Origin of the sequence: Chryseobacterium sp. 3008163 (assembly GCF_003669035.1) — a bacterium.
Taxonomy (GTDB): domain Bacteria; phylum Bacteroidota; class Bacteroidia; order Flavobacteriales; family Weeksellaceae; genus Chryseobacterium.
The window spans coordinates 480,493-499,359 of the sequence record NZ_CP033070.1; the positions used below are offsets into that span (position 1 = coordinate 480,493).

14 protein-coding genes, 1 tRNA gene and 3 pseudogenes are annotated in these 18,867 nt (G+C 33.1%); 7 read left to right on the forward strand and 11 right to left on the reverse strand.

Annotated features, from left to right (window positions below; all coding sequences use genetic code 11):
- Window positions 1-245: 245 nt before the first annotated feature.
- Window positions 246-452, forward strand: coding sequence for a hypothetical protein (locus EAG08_RS02080; protein ID WP_072408530.1), 207 nt, complete (start codon window positions 246-248; stop codon window positions 450-452).
- A pseudogene (locus EAG08_RS23065) lies at window positions 403-1,143 on the forward strand (recombinase family protein); the annotation flags it as partial. The gene EAG08_RS02080 and the pseudogene EAG08_RS23065, both read left to right, overlap by 50 nt.
- A gap of 772 nt (window positions 1,144-1,915) precedes the next feature.
- Here EAG08_RS23065 and EAG08_RS02090 read toward each other — a convergent pair.
- The 3 genes and pseudogenes from EAG08_RS02090 to holA form a co-directional block, all read right to left on the reverse strand.
- A tRNA-Ser gene (locus tag EAG08_RS02090) sits at window positions 1,916-2,000 on the reverse strand.
- A 163-nt stretch (window positions 2,001-2,163) separates the two neighbouring features.
- Window positions 2,164-3,105, reverse strand: coding sequence for a thioredoxin-disulfide reductase (gene trxB / locus EAG08_RS02095; protein ID WP_129533992.1), 942 nt, complete (start codon window positions 3,103-3,105; stop codon window positions 2,164-2,166).
- 236 nt (window positions 3,106-3,341) lie between these two features.
- Window positions 3,342-4,378, reverse strand: a pseudogene (holA, locus tag EAG08_RS02100) (DNA polymerase III subunit delta).
- An 8-nt stretch (window positions 4,379-4,386) separates the two neighbouring features.
- Here holA and EAG08_RS02105 point away from each other — a divergent pair.
- Both EAG08_RS02105 and EAG08_RS02110 read left to right on the forward strand, forming a co-directional pair.
- Window positions 4,387-4,818, forward strand: coding sequence for a type I restriction enzyme HsdR N-terminal domain-containing protein (locus EAG08_RS02105; RefSeq protein WP_129533994.1), 432 nt, complete (start codon window positions 4,387-4,389; stop codon window positions 4,816-4,818).
- Window positions 4,819-4,951: 133 nt separating this feature from the next.
- Window positions 4,952-5,695 carry a dienelactone hydrolase family protein gene (locus EAG08_RS02110; RefSeq protein WP_129533995.1) on the forward strand — a complete coding sequence of 248 codons (744 nt, stop codon included), beginning with the start codon at window positions 4,952-4,954 and terminating at the stop codon, window positions 5,693-5,695.
- A 283-nt stretch (window positions 5,696-5,978) separates the two neighbouring features.
- Here EAG08_RS02110 and EAG08_RS02115 read toward each other — a convergent pair whose 3' ends face one another.
- The 5 genes from EAG08_RS02115 to EAG08_RS02135 all read right to left on the reverse strand — a co-directional run bounded on the left by EAG08_RS02115 (window position 5,979) and on the right by EAG08_RS02135 (window position 10,921).
- Entirely contained in the window at window positions 5,979-6,347 is a 369-nt protein-coding gene (locus EAG08_RS02115) for a cupin domain-containing protein (RefSeq protein ID WP_129533996.1), read from the reverse strand.
- Between the two features lie 199 nt (window positions 6,348-6,546).
- The gene (locus EAG08_RS02120) at window positions 6,547-7,074 is read right to left on the reverse strand and encodes a GNAT family N-acetyltransferase (RefSeq protein WP_129533997.1); all 528 of its coding nucleotides are present in this window, start codon (window positions 7,072-7,074) and stop codon (window positions 6,547-6,549) included.
- A 17-nt stretch (window positions 7,075-7,091) separates the two neighbouring features.
- Complete coding sequence (locus tag EAG08_RS02125; RefSeq protein WP_129533998.1) at window positions 7,092-7,697, reverse strand: DUF2911 domain-containing protein; 606 nt, start codon at window positions 7,695-7,697, stop codon at window positions 7,092-7,094.
- A gap of 136 nt (window positions 7,698-7,833) precedes the next feature.
- Window positions 7,834-9,747: a hypothetical protein gene (locus EAG08_RS02130; protein WP_129533999.1), complete on the reverse strand. Its 1,914-nt coding sequence runs from the start codon at window positions 9,745-9,747 to the stop codon at window positions 7,834-7,836.
- Between the two features lie 22 nt (window positions 9,748-9,769).
- Complete coding sequence (locus EAG08_RS02135) at window positions 9,770-10,921, reverse strand: ATP-binding cassette domain-containing protein (RefSeq protein WP_129534000.1); 1,152 nt, start codon at window positions 10,919-10,921, stop codon at window positions 9,770-9,772.
- 103 nt (window positions 10,922-11,024) lie between these two features.
- On the opposite strand from EAG08_RS02135, the gene EAG08_RS02140 reads away from it, so the two are divergent.
- Window positions 11,025-11,873 (forward strand): hypothetical protein, encoded by an 849-nt coding sequence (locus EAG08_RS02140; protein WP_129534001.1) that lies wholly within the window; start codon window positions 11,025-11,027, stop codon window positions 11,871-11,873.
- Between the two features lie 2 nt (window positions 11,874-11,875).
- Here the strand turns inward: EAG08_RS02140 and EAG08_RS02145 are convergent, their stop codons facing one another.
- Window positions 11,876-12,364, reverse strand: coding sequence for a hypothetical protein (locus tag EAG08_RS02145; protein WP_129534002.1), 489 nt, complete (start codon window positions 12,362-12,364; stop codon window positions 11,876-11,878).
- A gap of 277 nt (window positions 12,365-12,641) precedes the next feature.
- On the opposite strand from EAG08_RS02145, the pseudogene EAG08_RS02150 reads away from it, so the two are divergent.
- Window positions 12,642-12,875 (forward strand): annotated as a pseudogene (locus tag EAG08_RS02150) (SDR family oxidoreductase); the annotation flags it as partial.
- A gap of 131 nt (window positions 12,876-13,006) precedes the next feature.
- Window positions 13,007-13,471 (forward strand): hypothetical protein, encoded by a 465-nt coding sequence (locus tag EAG08_RS02155; RefSeq protein WP_129534003.1) that lies wholly within the window; start codon window positions 13,007-13,009, stop codon window positions 13,469-13,471.
- A 179-nt stretch (window positions 13,472-13,650) separates the two neighbouring features.
- Here the strand turns inward: EAG08_RS02155 and EAG08_RS02160 are convergent, their stop codons facing one another.
- A complete protein-coding gene (locus EAG08_RS02160; RefSeq protein WP_129534004.1) occupies window positions 13,651-15,348 on the reverse strand; it encodes a hypothetical protein in 1,698 nt (565 codons plus the stop codon).
- 227 nt (window positions 15,349-15,575) lie between these two features.
- Window positions 15,576-18,758, reverse strand: a complete 3,183-nt coding sequence (gene carB / locus EAG08_RS02165; RefSeq protein ID WP_129534005.1) for a carbamoyl-phosphate synthase large subunit — start codon at window positions 18,756-18,758, stop codon at window positions 15,576-15,578.
- Window positions 18,759-18,867 lie beyond the last annotated feature (109 nt).

An 18,867-nucleotide genomic window follows, 5' to 3' on the forward strand; every position in this document is an offset into this window, starting at 1 on the left:
ATCTATATTTTATTTATTTTTTTAATTACGACACAAAGTATTGTATAATATTCAGATTATAAATAACTTAGCAAGATTTACCTTTCTTATTTTTTTCTTTGAGCAATTAAATGTAAGTTGATATTTGAGATTTTTTTGTATGGTAAAGCCATTCAATACCTAACATTGACTCTATAATGCCATAGTCAGTGCAAGTATCACCTTTCTAAGTATGTTAGATATCTACTATGGATTTGCTAACATAAATGTCAGAAGCAATGGAAAGAAATAATGATAAAAAAGATAACTCTTTTATAGAAAAAAATATTTTAACCTTCGAACAGAAAAAAGAAGAGGAGAAAGAGGAGCTGTTAAATAAGCTGATTGTAAGAATAATTGTTTCTATTACCTTAAAAGAATATTATGAAACGTGCGATAAGATATCTAAGATTCAGTCAACTGGGACAAAGTAATGGCTCTATTGAAAGACAAGAGCTTTATACAGATCAATGGTTAGCATTTAATGATGTAACGCTAGTTGATACATTTATTGACAGAGGTAAAAGTGCTAGAACATTTGATCGTCCTGATTTTAACAAATTAAGAGAATTCATCACAAAACATCACAGCTCAGTAGATTATCTTTTGGTTGACCAACTTGATAGATTCAGTCGAGATGCTGGTGAAGCGATGAGTTTAGTGAAACTTTTACAACAAAAATACAATATACAAATTGTTAGTGTTACTGAAGGTATTACCTTCGATTATAATACTCCTGGAAGTTTTTTTCGTGCAGGTCTTCAATTGCTTTTAGCTGAAGAAGATAATATTAACAGAAGCATAAAAGTTAAGGGTGGAATTTACACTGCAAAAGCAAAAGAAGGTCGTTTTGTATATAAAAACGCTCCTTTCGGCTATACAAAGCAAGGTGAAAGAAAGGATAGAAAATTAGTAATTAATGAAGCAGAAGCAAAAATAGTTCGTTTTATTTATGATTCATACTTAGGAGGTACGCCCTTATATCTAATAAAAGAAAATGCTCTGAGTATAGGTTTCAATAGAAAAGGGAATATGGCTGTGGAAAGAGTTCTAAGAAATCCTGTATATGCAGGATTGTTAAAAGTAGAATCACACAAAGAGTATGCTGGGGGTCTGTTTCCGGGTATTCACGAACCAATAATAAATTTGCTTACGTGGAAAATTGTTCAAGAGAAGATGAAACGTCCTATGAAGATTAAAACTGTAATAGATGATAATATACCACTTAGAGGCGTATTAAAATGTCATTGTGGGCAACCTTTATCCGGAGCGCCTTCTCGAGGTAAAGCTGGTAGGTATTATTACTATTATAAATGCAAACATTCAAAGCATAATAATATAAGTGCTATCAAGTCACATGAGCAGTTTTTAAGAATCTGTGATCTCATGAGTTTGTCTATTGAAAACATAAAGAAAATTAAATTGTCATGCAGAAAATCACTTGACCTAGAACTGAAGGAGAACCAACTTGTTCTTAAAGAAAACCAGAAAAAATTATCAGAGACTGAACAAAACTTATATTCAGTAGAAGATAAGTGGATAAAAAATGATATTACCAAGGAAACTTTTGAGAGATGGTCAAATTTATATAATACTGAGATTAGAGTGTTGAATACAAGTATAGAGAGATTAAGTACCAATCAGAATAAAGCATATAAAATCTTAGAGAAAAATCTCAACTCTTTAAATGACATAAGACAAATATATTCAAAGGCAAATACAATACAAAAAAGGGAATTCGTAAACTTGGTGTTCGACAGCAACCTTTATTATGAAAACGGTATCTATCGAACACCTACTATGCTTGGTATCTTCTCTCATAATTCTTTGAAAATGAAAGACAAAGGCCTTCTTGTATATGAAAAAAAAAGAGTCTTCATGTTGAAGACCCTTTTAGCGGAGAGAGAGGGATTCGAACCCCCGGACCTGTTACAGTCAATAGTTTTCAAGACTATCGCAATCGACCACTCTGCCATCTCTCCATTAACTCCGATATATGTCGTTGTTTTTGGTGGTGCAAATATAAAACTCTTTTCAATATCTGCAAAACAATTTTAAATTAAATTTTACTTAAAATTAATAATCCATTAAAAATCAATTGGATTATTTTTAATGGAAATTAATTATTGTACCAAAAATTTAGAATTAATGTAATTCTGCCAAATACTTTTCCGCATCCATGGCTGCCATACAACCGCTTCCTGCCGCTGTAATTGCTTGTCTGTAGATATGATCCTGAACGTCTCCTGCCGCAAAAACTCCCGGAAGATTAGTTCTTGTAGAACCTTTTTCAGTTGCGATATATCCGTTTTCATCTAAATCAATTTGGCCAGCGAAAATATCAGTGTTTGGCTTATGACCAATAGCGATGAAAATCCCGTGTACATCAACTGTAGATTTTTCCTGAGTTTGATTGTTGATCACAACTGCTCTTTCCACCAAATTATTTTCCCCTTCAATTCCAATCAATTCATGGTGAAATTTTACTTCAATATTCGGTGTATTTTCAACTCTGTGAATCATTGCTTTTGAAGCTCTGAATTCACCTTTTCTCACTAACATTGTTACTTTATTCACCAATTTCGCAAGATAAGTTGCCTCTTCAGCTGCGGTATCGCCCGCTCCTACTACGACTACATCTTTTCCTCTGTAGAAAAATCCGTCGCAGGTTGCACATGCTGAAACTCCACCTCCATTGTATTTTTTTTCGTCGTCTAAACCTAAATATTTTGCAGTAGCACCTGTAGAAATAATCACAGTTTTAGCAAAAATCTCTTTATTTCCTGCATATAGTTTATGAACACCACCAACCTCTTTAGAAAATTCGGCTTTGGTAATCATTTCGTAAAGAACTTTTGTATCAAACCTTTCAGCTTGTTTTTGCAGATCCATCATCATTTCAGGGCCGGTAATTCCTGCAGGGTAACCAGGGAAATTATCAACTTCAGTCGTTGTCGTCAATTGTCCACCCGGTTCCAAACCTGTATATAATTGTGGTTTAAGGTCTGCTCTTGCTGCATAAATTGCTGCTGTAAAACCAGAAGGTCCAGATCCTACGATCACACAATCTAAAATATTTTCTTCCATAATTCTCTTTTCAAAAAGATTTTAATTTTAAGACGACAAAGTTCGTGATTTTTAATATTTAATTAAAGAAAAATTAATGATACTTGTCAATATTAAATATGTTGGTTTTCGATAACTGCATTTCTTTACTATGACTCTTTGCGACCCGACCTGAGTGGAGCTCTTTTTGCGTAGCAAAAAAGCGGGAACGGAGGGCGGAAAATGTCGCCCAAATAAAAGAAATGACTACATTCAATCTAAACCTTCATTTTGATTTTATCAACATTGATAATCTTATAAACCAATTCCTTTATTAGTTCGGCTTCACTCATATTCACAGCGCCCAAACCTTTCCCTTTCATATCAAATTCTCTCAAAATAGAAATCACTCTGGTAGAATGTTTTAAAGGATACAGCCTTGCCGCCTCGGCATAATCTTTCAAAAAGTAAGGGTTCACGCCCATCTGCGAAGCAATCACTTGTGGCGATTGACCAATCATTGTATTGTAAATGATCACATTTGAGAAATAATTGTACAAGCTCGAAAGTAACATCACAAACGGATTATTCTTAGGGTTTTTACCCATAAAATGAGCGATTTTAAATGCAGCATTTGCATTTTTAGTACCTAAAGCTTTCTGCAATTCGAAGACATTGAATTCTTTACTGATTCCGATGTGATTTTCAACGATAGTTCCGTCTAAAATCTGCCCTTCTTTCAGAATAATTTTCAGTTTACCTAATTCATTAGATATTCTTGAAAGGTCGTTCCCAAGATATTCTGCCAAAAGATGAGAAATATTCGGGGCAGTTTTTATTTTTAATCTGAGACATTCATCGGCAATCCATTTTGGAAGATTGTGGTCTTTGAACGATTCGCTCAGAAAAAGCGCATTTATTTTCGTTAAAGTTTTAGTAACCTTTTTTCGGCTGTCTAACTTCTTGTGTTTGTGTGCAAAAACCAAAACCGTAGACGGAACCGGATTTTCAACATACGCTTCTAAAGCTCTGCTTTCCTCATCATTAAATTTTAAATCCTGCGCTTCTTTTACAATAATCATCTGTTTGTCGCCCATCATCGGAAACTGTCTTGCCAAAGAAAGCACTTCCTGATAGGTTGTGTCTTTTCCGTAAGTCACAGTTTGATTGAAGGCTTTTTCGTCTTCCTCCAGAAAGTCGTGTTCAAGGGCTTTTACAGCAACGTCAATAAAGTAAGGTTCTTCTCCGTGGAAAAAATAAATCGGTAATACTTCTTTATTTTTAATATTTTGAGGATTAAATCTAATTCTTTCATCTTAATTAATGGAACTTCCCAAACTGAATTTTCAGGAAACTTTTGATTTTAAATTCAAGAAAGACAAAGATAAGTTTTTTATCTATGACTTGGTACGCAAAACTTACCTTTTGCTGACGCCTGAAGAGTGGGTTCGGCAGCATTGGATTCATTATTATCTCACAGTAAAATCTTATTCTGTATCTGCTTTGATTACAGAAAAAAAGATTGTTCTCAATGGTTTAACGAAAAGAATTGACCTTTTGGTTACCGAAAAAGCACAGCCTAAAATTCTGATTGAATGTAAAGCTCCGCAAATTAAACTCACTGAAAAAACTTTCGAACAAACTGCAAGATACAATTCCATTATTGGTGCTTCTGAAATTGTTTTAACGAATGGTTTGCAGCATATCAATGCGTATTATGAGAATGGAGAATATCAGTTTTATAGAGCGGATTAAGGTTGAGGATTAGAATAAATTTTAGCTTAAAAACTAATATAACAAATTTGTAACAGAGAAATATTTTAAGTTGTGAGATTTGAGAAATTATTGGTGCGATTTGTGTTCATTAATTTTAAATGATTACAAAAATATGATAAAATCAATCTTCATCACCGCAACTTTGCTTGCTTCAGCAACAGTTTTCAGTCAGAATCTGAAAAAAGTTTCTTATCAAGACGGCACTCAAAAACTAAACGGCTTGGTCACTTCAAATGCCGGAAAAAAACTTCCCGGAGTTCTCATACTTCCCGCATGGAAAGGAATTGACGATGAAGCAAAAACTGCAGCCGCAGATTTAGAAAAACAAGGTTATATTGCATTTATCGCCGACATTTATGGTGAAGGAAATATTCCTGCAGACAATACCTCTGCCGGAAAAACTGCAGGATTTTACAAAAAAGATTACGCAGCCTACCAAAAGAGAATTTCTCTTGCATTGGAACAACTGAAAAAAAACGGAGCCATTCCTGAAAAAATTGCCGTCATCGGATATTGTTTTGGCGGAACCGGAGCTTTAGAATCTGCGAGAGGAAAATTGCCTGTTGTGGGCGTAGTTTCCATTCACGGAAGCATTGGAAAAGATCAGTCGAGACCGAATGAAGCTATTTCAACTAAAATTTTAGTAGAAAACCCTGCGGAGGATAAAGGAGTAACTCCAGAAGATTATAACAACCTGATAAAAGAAATGAATGATGGAAAAGCAGATTGGCAAATCATTACTTACGCCAACTCAAAACACACTTTTACTGACCCAAAATCTGCAGATTACAATCCCGTGATGGCAAAAAGAGCCTGGAATCACACGCTGATGTTTTTGAAAGAAATTTTGAAGTAATTGAAATATAATAAAGTAAAAACAACCTCATTGATTGAGGTTGTTTTTGTTTATAAATCACTGGTTGTGCTACAATTAGAACACCAACAATATTCATTTTCTCTATCTTTTAACCTTATTTTTGATTTTTCTTTGCAGTTTTCACATACTAGCTCAACATTGTCAGTCTGCTTCGCTTCGTAATCGCAACTAAAGCAACTCCAACTCGTCAGATGAGTTTTCCCGTTGATAAACCAAGTAAATGAATTTTCTTTGCATTTAGGACAAATTTGTAACGCCATATTTAAATTATTTCTTGTTCTCTATTCACTAATTCCATCGAAAATGCAGGGAGGCAGATCGCAATATACTCGCACGGTTCTGAGAACGGATTGCTGTAACGTACTCTTGCCCCTTTTTCAATTAAAATACTTTGTCCTTTTTCTAAAATAACATTTTCTCCATCAATTTCAAATTGCTTTTTACCTGAAATAATAATGGTAAATTCATCAAATTCAGGAGTTTGATGAGGCTCGCTCCAATCTGGCGGAGCAACCATGTGTGCAATTGAAATATTTGGGTTCTGGGTTGAGTTTCCCCAGTGTTCTTCTATCAATTTTCCGTCGTTTGTAGGAACTACAAAAGGTGATTTCTGAATTTTATATTTTTTCATTTTATTACTAATTATTTTTTAACGCAAAGGTCGCAAAGATTTTTTAACTACTAAATGTTTTTAAGTTACACAAAGCCGTTTCACTTATAAAAGCTCACAAAGTTTTTTATATAAAACAAATTGTTGACAAGCTATAATTTAAATCTCTCGCAGATTTTGCTGATATATTTTCAGCATTCAAAATCTGCGTGAAACTTACTTAAAAATGATTTTCTTTTTTGATTTCGTACACAAAATTAGTTCTCGTCGGTTCACCAAAATAAGCCACTTCTTCTTCAGCAATCTTTTGTCCGCCCAATCTTTCTAAAGCAATTTGCGAACGGAAATTTTCTTTTCCGATATGGAAATACACTTTATCTACAAACTGAAAAACATAATCCATCATCAGCTTTTTAATCTGTGGATTGATGCCTTTCCCCCAAGAATTGGTTCCGTAGAAAGTGTAGCCAATGAAAATGCTGTTTTTGGATTCATCAAAATCATAAAAACGAGTACTTCCTAGAATATCTCCGGTAGATTTTTCTACAATTTTAAAAGCGCCCTGACTTTCCATCGCACCTTTAAAAAAGTTTTCAAAGACTTCTCTTTTATAACGGTCTTTATTCGGATGTTGCTCCCAGACTTTTGGATTGGAAGCCACTTCATACAACAATTCAAAATCCCCTTGCTGTAAGGGGATTAATTGATATTTTTCGTTTTCTAAAACAGGTTGAATAGAAAAATTCATCTTAATAATTTTAAATCTTAGCTTTTTGCTTTTGCAGCGTCAGATTCTATCTTTTTGATTTCCTTCAATTTCTCAGCAATCTTGGTTACTGCTTCAGGTTTTGCAGGTTTTAAAGCTACCTCAGCCTGAGCCATATCCCATTTAATTACCAAATTCCCTGAGTTTTCGTCAGTTGGGTTTAATGTAATTTCAAACCACTCTTGTTTATCAGTCAATTTATTAACCGGAACTGTAACGTCTACAACATCTTGTTTTGGATCGTAAGTGTAAGCTCCCCATTGCTGGAAATCTTTATTTAAAATCACTTTCCAATCTTTTTCTGTTGGTACGATGAACAAACCGTAAGTTCCTGCAGAAACTACTTTTCCACCAAAATTCACAGACTGCCCGAATGTAATTTTTGTAGATGAGTTGGCACCCGCTCTCCAAACTTGTCCGTAAGGAACCAATTCTCCGAAAATTTTTCTTCCTTTCACGCCTGGTCTTCCGTAGTCTACAGAGATTTTAGACATAGAAAACTGCTGTTCTACTTTCTGACGAGGACTTGCTGCCGGTACAGAATAATCTTGTGCAAAACTGAACATCGAAGCTGATATGCAAACTGCAAATAATAACTTTTTCACTTATTTTAAATTTTGCTAAAATTACGAAATGGATGTCAGAAATTGGTTTTTGAGTTTGATAAATTTTGTTAAAGTATTATTCGCTTTAAATAAAAAACCTCACAATAAAACTTGTGAGGCTTAGATTATTTTAAATTTATTCAGATCTGGCTTTCCATTTTTGGAGAATAGTGGTATAAAAATAGGTGAAAATAAATCCTATCACTAAAAGAATATAGCTGAGGAAAAGCCCAAGTGAATCTATAATTGATTGACAGTCTTCATATCCTACTCCTTTTACAGGATCATAAACGGTTCCTTGGCAAGCATCTCTTTGATACATTGAAATAATTATAAAAATCAGCAATACAAAAAGTACAAAGCCATTCAACGAAATATTGACAAAAATTGAGGTCACCAGTTTATTAAATTTATTCATCATCAATAACGGAATCAACAAGATAACTATTGATATCAACAAACCTAATTGAGAGACAAAATACTCTTCTTTTCCTATGTGAGAAAATGAATATAAGACAGTTATCAGAACAACTGCCAAAACTAAGACTCCTGCACTGATAATGCTGAATAACAGCGATTTTAAACCTGTAATTCTAAAACTAAAAATCAGTGTTGAAAGGAAAAAAGAAATCCAAAGATAAATGTGAATATTTTGCGAAAAGAAATCTTCACTTTTCACATAATCAACATTATTCAGAAGGTCTTTCAGGTTATCTTGATAGTAGTAAAACTCAGAGACGTTATTATAAAAGTATTTTTCAGGAGAAATCTGTTTATTGATTTCAGGATTAAATTCTTTGATAGAAATCGAGTCATCGACAATCGTTCCGTTCTCATCAACATACGATGCTGCTGCAGAATCAACCGCAATCGCAGCAGCTTCGGCAACTTCATTATTTTCTCTGTCAGAATAATATGAAGAACTGTTTGGGTTATATTTTTCCCCTTTTTCAGGTTTGTAAGTTTTGATAAAATATCTGACTTCAAAATTTTGCGGAGAATACACCATATTAGTCCATTCTTTTGCCTTTAAATTGTTTCTGATTTTAAATTTTTCAGAAATATTTAAAAATTGGGAAAGCAGTTTTTCAATTTCAACATGATTATTTTTATTAAGAAGCTCAGAAGTTTTCCTGTTGATTTCAGCTTGTCTGGATTTTAAATCGCCCTCTGAAACATTATTATAATCATTATAACCAGTATAATATGAATCTTCATAATTTTGATCTGAGAATTTATTTTCATAAAAAACGTCAGAAAAGTTATAATAACTTGGCGCTGTATTTTTTATGTAAGATGACAAATCAACGACATCTTTTTTAAAGTAAAAAGTTTCAAAATTTTCGTTTCGGTCAGACTTTACAGCTTCAATTCCTTTGTTTCTTTCATAATCCGGAAGAATGTATTCATGATTTTCATCTTTTTTGTAAGACTTTTTAGAATACATCGTATAATACTGATAAACCCTGTTGTAATAGACAAAATATTTTTTATTTCGATCCACTTTTTTAATCTCGGTTTCGCAGTAAAGATCATAAAAAGGTTGTGGAGAAAGTCTGTTTTCTAAAGTGTACAATTCTAAATTCTGGGAAAGAAAAGGATAACTTCTGTTGACGATATCGATATTTTCTTTCATTTCAGAGTCGGGATATTTATGATTAACAAATATTTTAAAACCAGACATGTATGAAAAATAGAAAGTGGTACTCGCAAAAATAATCACAAAATACTGTACAAACTGCGAAAAGAGTTTACCTCGTGATAAAGGATAAAAGTTTTTGAACGCATTGTTTTTAAACATCATAATCAGCCATCCCACAATCATCAAAATAGAGATAATTAGATGAATAAATATCAGTCCGTTTTTGAAATAATCATCTCTCACTGTACGTGTCTGCAAAGAAACCGGGTCGAGGTGCGAAAGATAGCCGATGATGAAAAAGAGAATGTGAACAAGCAAGCTTGCCAAAAGCATCCACACAATTTTGGTATTCCAAACAGTAGGATATTTCTCTAATAAATATTGATTAATTTTATTTATTTTTTGCATTTTTAATTTGAATTAAAGAAGATTAATTAACGAAAAATCTTCTCGTAGAAGATGAGATATTCCTAATGTAAACCAAATCTGTTTTCGCTTGTCCTAAAGCTGTGATGACATTATGAAATTCAGTTTCAGCTGAGAAATAGGCAACATAAACTCCACCATTAAAATTCAGTTTTTCTAGAGCAAAATCTTTAAAAACTTCAAGCAGATGTTCTCTTGAATTGGTGGTGTCAATTTCTATAATCAAACTTGCATTTTCAGTGTCTTTCAATTCAGAATTGTCTTTGTACTGACCGTTTTTCAGGAAGATAACTTTATCTGAAACCTTTTCGACTTCATATAATTGCTGCGAGCTTAAAATCAAAGCAATCGGGTGATTAACAGAGTTGGCAATTGATTTTAAATCTTCCAGAATAACCTGCTGAGCCAAGACATCAAGGTTGGCTAAAGGCTCATCCAATAAAAGAATTTCAGGTTTTCTTAAAAGGGTTCGGGCTAATTCAAAACGCATTTTGTAACCGGAAGAAAGCTCGTTCCATTTCAAATGTTTGTAATTCCAAAGCCCCAATCTGGCGATCATCATCAACGTTCGTATTTCATTTTCTTCGGGTTTAACGTTGTAATTTGACAAAACGAATTTCAAGTTATCTTTCAAACTTCCATACCATTTTTCAGTACGTTGCGGGATGTACACCAGTTTTGTGCAAAGGTCATATTCATTTTTCGGCTCAGAATTGAAAGAATAATTGAGTTCCCCTTCATTAAAAGAAATTTCTTTGGCTAAAATTCGCAGAAGTGTCGTTTTCCCGTTTCCGTTCTCTCCTACCAAACCGTAGACTTGGCCCTTATTGATTTCCATAGAAACCGGACCGAGAGAAAATCTGTTGCTGCCGTAAGATTTCAAAATATTTTTTGCACAAAGCACAGGTTTCTCAGCCGAATGTTCCTGCACTTGAATTTTTTCAATTTTCTCAAGAAGAATTTTAGACTTTTCAATAAACTCGCTTATTGCGTGGCTATTTGTTTCTTTCCAGTCTGTCAGGTTGATGGCTTCTTTATAGATTTCCATGTTCTGCGTATCGATAGCGCAGTCGAGCAGTTTTCTAAAACCTAATACAGTATCTTTATTATCAAAGAAATGATAAACCTCGTTCACACGATGTTGATGTTTCGTCATTTGGGATATTTAATTGATCTAATATATATAAATTTTAAGAATAAATTATATCAATTTACAGAGATAAATTTAATGTTTATATTTGGCTAAATTTTATTTGAAAATGTTTGTAAAAATTGCATTAGTTCTATCATTAATGATTGGTTCAGTGATACTCAAAGCTCAGGAAACAATTCCATTCAGATTGACAAAACACAACAATATCATTGTAAAAACTTTGGTAAACGACAAAGATTCACTTCATCTTATGTTTCAGATTGCCATGGAAGATGCATCGATTTCACCGGAAAGAACAAGAAAAGCTGACAATATCTTTTTTAAAGATGAAATAAGCAACGGAAATACAGTGAAAATTGGCAACAAAAACTACAAAAACATAAGATTTTTTGACAATGAATTTACAGGTCATGAAGCCGACGGGAAAATAGGAACCGGAATTTTTAAAGATAAAATATTTAAAATTGATTATGATCAAAACAAATTTGTCATCTACAATCAACTTCCGGATTTGAAAGATTATCAACCTCTCCCACTTTCTGTCGAAAATGGACAGTTTTATATCGTTGCTGACAATATAATCGATGGAAAACCATATCAAGCGAATTTCCTTTTGCAATCAGGTTATTCAGGAGGATTATTATATAGCAATGAGTTTGCAGACGGAAAAGAGTTGGATAAAAACCTGAAAATTACAGGTGAAAAAGTCATGAAAAACTCTGCGGGACAAAGCATTACCACCAAACAAGGCATTCTACCATCTCTAAAATTGGGAAATATTATTCTAAAAGATGTAACTGCAGGATTTTTCACAGGCGAACTCAAAACACAACATAAAAATTACTTTGCAGCAGACGTTATGAAAAGATTCAATTGGATTTTTGATGCGGATAGAAAAATGGTTTACATAAAGCCCAGCAAATACTTAGATGCACCTTATTATAAAATCAATTAAGCTCACATTCCCATCATCATTGACATGTAATAGTTGGCGCAATGCAGTGAAATCAAAAGCAAAATATTTTTCTCGTCAAATGTTTCTAAAATTTCGGAAGTCATCATTTGATATTCGTAGTTCAAACTATTCCATTTAAAATTTGGCTTCATCATCATGAGCTCAGATCCTTTTTGGTCTGTCAATAAAAATGATTCTTTAAAAAAACCTTGGTGTTTAAAAATGTAGTCTTTTTCGGTATCTTCAAAATAAGTTTTCAAAAGAACATTGCCATCCCAATTCATTGCGAATTTCAAAATCACATTTTTCCCGTCTATTACTTCAACTGTCGTTCCCCAAAAACCTTTCGGTTCGACTTGATATTTTGAGTTTAAAATTTCAATTTCAGCATTGAATTTAAACCAATTTTTGTAGTGCAATTCCCCGATTATCTTTTCGTCTTTTGTTATTTTGAAAGTGGTGAATTTTTCTGAAGTTGCTTGATATTCCATTTTTGCGTTTTTATGAATTTATTTTATTCTAAATTACATTTTTTTAGTTAAAAACCATTTTAATAATAAATTTGATTTTTGTTTATAATAATTATATTTTTTTGTTATAGAGTTAATGCGTTCGCTTATTGCTGGATAAAAAAATAACATTAAAAAATCATTAATAAATTTCAAGATTTCTTAACTATCTTCTACTATCCTGGCCTGTCATGTCATGTTATTAGGAGGAAATTATGCTTTGGGGCTGGAATTCATTTCAAAATATTTGACACAGTTTATTGTTGCTGAAGCGTGGACACCGCTTTACCAATCGTAGATTTCTACGTTTGAAAACCCGGATGAAAAATTAAGTAGCATTACATCAAAAATACCTTTCGAAAACCGCATGACGACCTCAGAAGAAATTGCTAATATGGCAGCGTTTCTTTTATCAGAAAGATCTTCGCATACAACAGGACAATTGATTCATGTGGATGGTGGTTACGTACATTTGGACAGAAGTTTAGGTTAAATTATAGAATTAATATTTAAGATATTTAAAAATCAATATCGATTGCTTTTTTTCAGTAGGAATAAATTTTTAAACATAGAATTTTTCAAAAGAAAATACTGAATATTCCATTTAATTCTTAAATTTGACCAATGCAAAAGAATCTTTATCTCATCATTATATCATTCTGTCTTGTGAGTTGCTACACCTACCAGGTTAAAAAACAATCGAATACAACAACCGACAATGAACAGGAATCTAAAAAGAGTGTAAATCTTACTGATAATACTCCTACGCAAGCGAAAAGTAAAACAGCAGAATCCAAAAGTCTGAATCCACAACAAGCGCCTGTCAATATTCAGGAGAAACTTGCACCTAATAAAAATGTTAGAATTGACGTTGATGGCAAGACCTATAAAATAATAGTTGATAAATGGGAAAATGACAGTCTGGTTGCACATCCGGTTCATAATCCTAAAAAAATTCTGAAATTCCATAAAAACCAGATCAATGGTGAAAAAATCGCTGAAAAACGCTTTTCACAACCCATCGCTGATATCATTACTGTTGCCGCTTATGCTGGTATTGGTGTTTTAATCTATTCTCTTATCAAATAATTTTTTTAAACTCTTCAAGCATTATCAGAATAGTCCAATATTTTTTTTTCATCAAAATCTCCAATATAAGAAGTCTTAAATAAAAAAGATAAGACACCAAAAATTTGTTTTGACCTAATGCTTTCTGTTAAAACTCAATAAATTTCAATTCTTTTTCTAATTTACTTTGATATAAATAATTATTCATAAATTTTAACAGATTCCAATTTTGAGTGTTTTTCATCCAATTTTAAACTGAATTTTAAAACATTCGTTTCTGTTTTTAATTCATCATAAAATGCAAAAGCAAGAAAAATTATATTTTTATTTTCAGCAAATGAAGTTACAGCTCCAGTCAATAAAGTATTTGATGATTTTAAAAATTTTTCTTTTAAGTTATCAATTATTTTTCTTTGCTCTTCATTTACAATGATACTTTTTAAAATTCCTATATTTTCCTGACTAGTGAAAAAATTTGCAACATCATTGGAAATTTTTGCAATTTCTGGATTTAAGATTTTAATATCAAAATATCTGTTTTTATTAAAAATATTGTCTTCATCATTATTCCAAATGTCATTTAGCCTTGAAACCTGCTGAATTTTATAATTTGGATCAACAATAATTTTTTTAATTTTTTCAGTGTCTAAAACTTGCGGACTTTTATTCGTAATATTTATAACTTTTCTTGATTTCTCATTATTATTTGAAATATAATCTACTTCCACATCAATATTCTTTTCGGAAGTAGAATATATACAGACATTTGACGAATTACAAGGACTAATAAAAAAATCCGGAATTTTATCCGTAAATAAGGTTTCTAATCCTTTCGATTGAAGATAATAGTTAAGTTCATCAAGACTTGTCTTACGATTCTGATTTTTGTACTTGTAAAAGTCAGCTACAATATTAATAAAGTTTTTATCTTTTTTTTGTTTAGAGTGTAAAAAAAGAGGCAGCAAACTGTATGACAAAATATCAGCTTTTTGTTTGTCGGAAACTTTCATATTGATATCCGTAAAATTTTTTAAACCTTCTGTTGCATAATATTTTTCCTTAATTATTTTCTCTACTTTATCTTCTCCGTATTTAGATGTAAGATAATTCAATGCAAGAAACTCTGTAAAGCCTTCGGTCAATAAATTTTCCCTGAAAATAACACCATCTTCGCCGAACCAAATATGACCAATTTCATGAGAAATAGTAGTACTAAATTCTTTTTTCAGAGATTTGTTGTTATAAATGATGATACCCTCATTTGTTATACTGCGACCATCAATAGGTGCAAAAACTATTGTCGGTTTATCTTTATTTCCAAAATAGTTCTTATACATCTCGAAAGCTTTTTCCATTTCATCAGAGCCTTTTATTAATTCTGAAAGCTTTGTTTCTTTTTCGAGATAATAAATTTTAAACCCTTTATTTTCGACGAGTTTGAAATTTCCTCCAACGATAACTGGTTCGCTAATAAATTTTTGTTTCAAATCTTCATTTGAAGGATAGATGATTTTATATTTTTTAGAAATAATATCTAAATCAAATTTTTTCTCTTTAAAAAATTCATTTTTATTGGTACCTAAATATCTAGAAGTTGTAATAAAAAAATCATTACTAAAAAATGCTTTATCTGAATTTAAAGCGAAATTAACTTGATCAACATTTTCAATCTCGTAGCTTGAAAAATTAGCAGTTTCATCGGCTATAAACTTTACTGAAGTGTCATTCAAAGAAATATATTTTGGAAATAAATATATATTCTTATTATTTGGTTTAAAGTTTTGAGTGATCTGAAGATTTGCATTTTCATCAATTATAATTTTTGCATTTACATCTTTTTGAGCAGAAACATTTGAATAAGCGATTATAAATAGGGAATAAAAAAATTTATTATTCATTTAATTTTTTTTAACTGTGTTTTTTAATATTTCTTTCAAAGTTATATAAATCAAAATAATCTACTAAATATTATTATTTTCATAATAATTGTAAAAAATAATAAAGAATAAAAAAATATTTTAATTTTCTTTAAATCATTTAACCTATAATTTTTTATGAGTAAAAAAAATAAAAAAACGCACCTTAAAAAAGATGCGTTTTAAAAAAAATATTTTAGATCCGAAAATTACATCGTCTCCATTTTGAAACTCATGCTTTCGATTACTTTCAGGATTGCTTCAACCGTATCCATTGATGTTAAACAAGGAACACCGTTTTCGACACTCATTCTTCTGATCTGGAAACCGTCTCTTTCAGACTGTTTTCCTTTCGTCATGGTGTTGACAACATATTGAACTTTTCCTTTCTGAATTAAGTCGATTAAGTTGACACTTTCCTCTCCTATTTTGTATCCGATTTTACAAGGAATCCCTTGTTCTGCAAAGAACTTTGCAGTTCCTTCTGTTGCCCAGATTCTGAAGCCAACTTCATGGAATCTTGATGCCAAATCAGCTGCTTCCTGCTTGTGTTTATCAGCTACCGTGAATAAGATTGAACCGTGCATAGGAACTTTTCTTCCCGCTGCAACCAATCCTTTGTACAAAGCTTTCTCTAAAGTAGTATCTTTCCCCATTACTTCTCCCGTAGACTTCATTTCTGGTCCTAAAGAGATATCAACCTTGGTTAATTTTGAGAAAGAGAACACAGGAACTTTTACGAAAACACCTTCTTTGTTGGGAACCAATCCGTTTTTATAGCCTAAATCTTTCAGTTTCTGACCTAAAATCGCTTTGGTAGCCAGGTTTGCCATCGGAACATCCGTAATTTTAGACAAGAAAGGAACTGTTCTTGATGAACGTGGGTTTACTTCAATCACATATACATTTCCTTCAAAAAGAACGTACTGAATATTCATTAAACCAATCACATTCAATCCTTTAGCCAATCTTTCGGTATAATCTACCAAAGTATCGATTTCTGCCTGAGAAACATTCTGTGGCGGATAGACTGCAATCGAGTCACCGGAGTGAACACCTGCTCTTTCGATATGCTCCATAATTCCAGGAATGATTACTGTTTCGCCGTCGCAAATCGCATCTACTTCCACTTCTCTTCCCGTAATGTAACGATCCACCAAAACCGGCTGATCCGGACTTGCATCTACCGCAAATTCCATGTAGTGAGCCAATTCTGCTTCATTGTACACAATTTCCATTGCTCTACCTCCCAAAACATAGCTTGGACGAACCAAAACCGGATAACCGATCTCGTTGGCAATCACAATCGCTTCTTCTTTTGAAGTTGAAGTTTTTCCTAAAGGCTGAGGAATTCCCATTTCCTGAAGGGCTTTTTCAAACTTATCTCTGTTTTCAGCTCTATCAAGATCTTCTAAAGAAGTTCCTAAAATCTTAACTCCGTAAGCTGCTAATTTATCTGCTAAATTGATGGCAGTTTGTCCACCGAATTGAACTACAACACCTTTTGGTTTTTCAAGGTCGATGATACTCATCACATCCTCTTCCGTTAATGGCTCAAAGTATAATTTATCTGAAATCGAGAAGTCTGTAGAAACTGTTTCAGGATTATTGTTGATGATAATCGCTTCGTAGCCCATTTCTTTGATTGCCCAAACAGAGTGAACGGTTGCGTAATCAAACTCAACACCCTGCCCAATTCTGATTGGTCCCGAACCTAAAACGATAATTTTTTCTTTGTCGGTAACTACAGATTCGTTTTCCTCTTCGTAAGTTCCATAGAAATATGGAGTTTCGCTTTCAAATTCAGCAGCACAAGTGTCTACCATTTTGTAAACCGGAATGATTCCGTTTTCTTTTCTGAAATTGTAAACTTCTCTTTGAGTAGACTCCCACAAATGAGCGATATTCTGATCTGAGAAACCTAATTTTTTAGACTGAATCAAAATTTCTTTATCGAATCTGTTAGCGGCAATTGTCTTTTCGAAATCGACTAATTTCTTTAATTTCCAGATGAAGAATTTATCGATTTTGCTCCATTCTACGATTTGTTCCCAATCGTAACCTCTTCTTAAAGCGTCACAAATGATAAACAATCTTTCGTCATCACAAACTCTGATTCTTCTTTCGATATCTTCGTCCGTTAAAGCTGCAGCCTGTTTTGTTTTTAAACCTAAATGTCTCAAACCTGTTTCCAAAGAACGCACCGCTTTTTGTAAAGACTCTTCGAAATTTCTTCCGATCGCCATTACTTCACCTGTCGCTTTCATTTGAGTTGACAATCTTCTGTCAGCTGTTTCGAATTTATCGAATGGGAATCTCGGGAATTTAGTTACTACATAATCCAAAGCCGGTTCGAAACAAGCGTAAGTTTTACCCGTAACCGGATTCATAATTTCATCTAAAGTTAATCCTACCGCAATTTTTGCAGCAATTTTAGCAATCGGATAACCTGTTGCCTTACTTGCCAAAGCCGATGAACGAGAAACTCTTGGGTTTACCTCGATGATATAATATTCGAATGAGTGCGGATCTAAAGCCAACTGTACGTTGCATCCTCCTTCGATTCCTAAAGCTCTGATGATTTTCAGGGAAGCATTTCTCAACATCTGATATTCTCTGTCTGAAAGCGTCTGAGAAGGTGCTACAACGATTGAGTCACCGGTATGAACTCCCACCGGATCTATATTTTCCATGTTACAAACCACAATCGCGTTGTCGTTTGCATCACGCATTACTTCGTATTCAATTTCTTTGAAACCTGCGATTGATCTTTCGATCAGACATTGCGTAACAGGGCTATATTTTAATCCTAATTCTGCAATTTCTTTCAATTCAGTTTCATTAGCAGCGATTCCACCACCGGTTCCGCCCATTGTGAAGGCAGGACGAACGATTACCGGATAACCGATTTCTTCAGCAAAGCTAAGCGCTCCCTCAACCGTTGTTACGATATCTGATTCAGGAACGGGCTCGTTCAATTCTCTCATCAGTTCACGGAACAAATCTCTGTCTTCTGCTCTGTTGATGGCAGAAAGTGTCGTTCCTAAAACTTCCACTTTACATTCTTCAAGAATCCCTGAATTTTCCAATTCTACCGCCATGTTCAAACCTGTTTGTCCACCAAGGGTCGGTAAAAGTGCATCAGGACGCTCTTTTCTGATGATGTGACTTACAAACTGAAGTGAAATCGGCTCGATGTAAACCTTGTCAGCGATTTCAACATCCGTCATAATCGTTGCAGGGTTTGAGTTGATCAAAATCACCTTGTAGCCTTCCTCTCTCAGAGAAAGACAAGCTTGCGTTCCTGCGTAATCAAATTCCGCTGCCTGACCGATGATGATTGGTCCGGAACCGATTACTAAAATTGTTTTTATATCTGTACGTTTTGCCATTTTCTAATTTAGATATGAGATGTTAGAAGTCAGATTTCAGACTTTTAGCATTAATTTTTATTTAGATTTAATTTCACAATTTGTCATTGACTTTATAGAATTTTTAGAG

What these genes read in the sequence shown, in the direction of transcription:
- EAG08_RS02080 (WP_072408530.1), top strand. Translation starts at nt 246, where the DNA reads ATGTCAGAAGCAATGGAAAGAAATAATGATAAAAAAGATAACTCTTTT.
- EAG08_RS02140 (WP_129534001.1), top strand. Translation starts at nt 11,025, where the DNA reads ATGTTTGTAAAAATTGCATTAGTTCTATCATTAATGATTGGTTCAGTG.
- carB (WP_129534005.1), bottom strand. Translation starts at nt 18,758, where the DNA reads ATGGCAAAACGTACAGATATAAAAACAATTTTAGTAATCGGTTCCGGA.
- EAG08_RS02115 (WP_129533996.1), bottom strand. Translation starts at nt 6,347, where the DNA reads ATGAAAAAATATAAAATTCAGAAATCACCTTTTGTAGTTCCTACAAAC.
- EAG08_RS02145 (WP_129534002.1), bottom strand. Translation starts at nt 12,364, where the DNA reads ATGGAATATCAAGCAACTTCAGAAAAATTCACCACTTTCAAAATAACA.
- trxB (WP_129533992.1), bottom strand. Translation starts at nt 3,105, where the DNA reads ATGGAAGAAAATATTTTAGATTGTGTGATCGTAGGATCTGGACCTTCT.
- EAG08_RS02130 (WP_129533999.1), bottom strand. Translation starts at nt 9,747, where the DNA reads ATGCAAAAAATAAATAAAATTAATCAATATTTATTAGAGAAATATCCT.
- EAG08_RS02135 (WP_129534000.1), bottom strand. Translation starts at nt 10,921, where the DNA reads ATGACGAAACATCAACATCGTGTGAACGAGGTTTATCATTTCTTTGAT.
- EAG08_RS02155 (WP_129534003.1), top strand. Translation starts at nt 13,007, where the DNA reads ATGCAAAAGAATCTTTATCTCATCATTATATCATTCTGTCTTGTGAGT.
- EAG08_RS02110 (WP_129533995.1), top strand. Translation starts at nt 4,952, where the DNA reads ATGATAAAATCAATCTTCATCACCGCAACTTTGCTTGCTTCAGCAACA.
- EAG08_RS02105 (WP_129533994.1), top strand. Translation starts at nt 4,387, where the DNA reads ATGGAACTTCCCAAACTGAATTTTCAGGAAACTTTTGATTTTAAATTC.
- EAG08_RS02120 (WP_129533997.1), bottom strand. Translation starts at nt 7,074, where the DNA reads ATGAATTTTTCTATTCAACCTGTTTTAGAAAACGAAAAATATCAATTA.
- EAG08_RS02160 (WP_129534004.1), bottom strand. Translation starts at nt 15,348, where the DNA reads ATGAATAATAAATTTTTTTATTCCCTATTTATAATCGCTTATTCAAAT.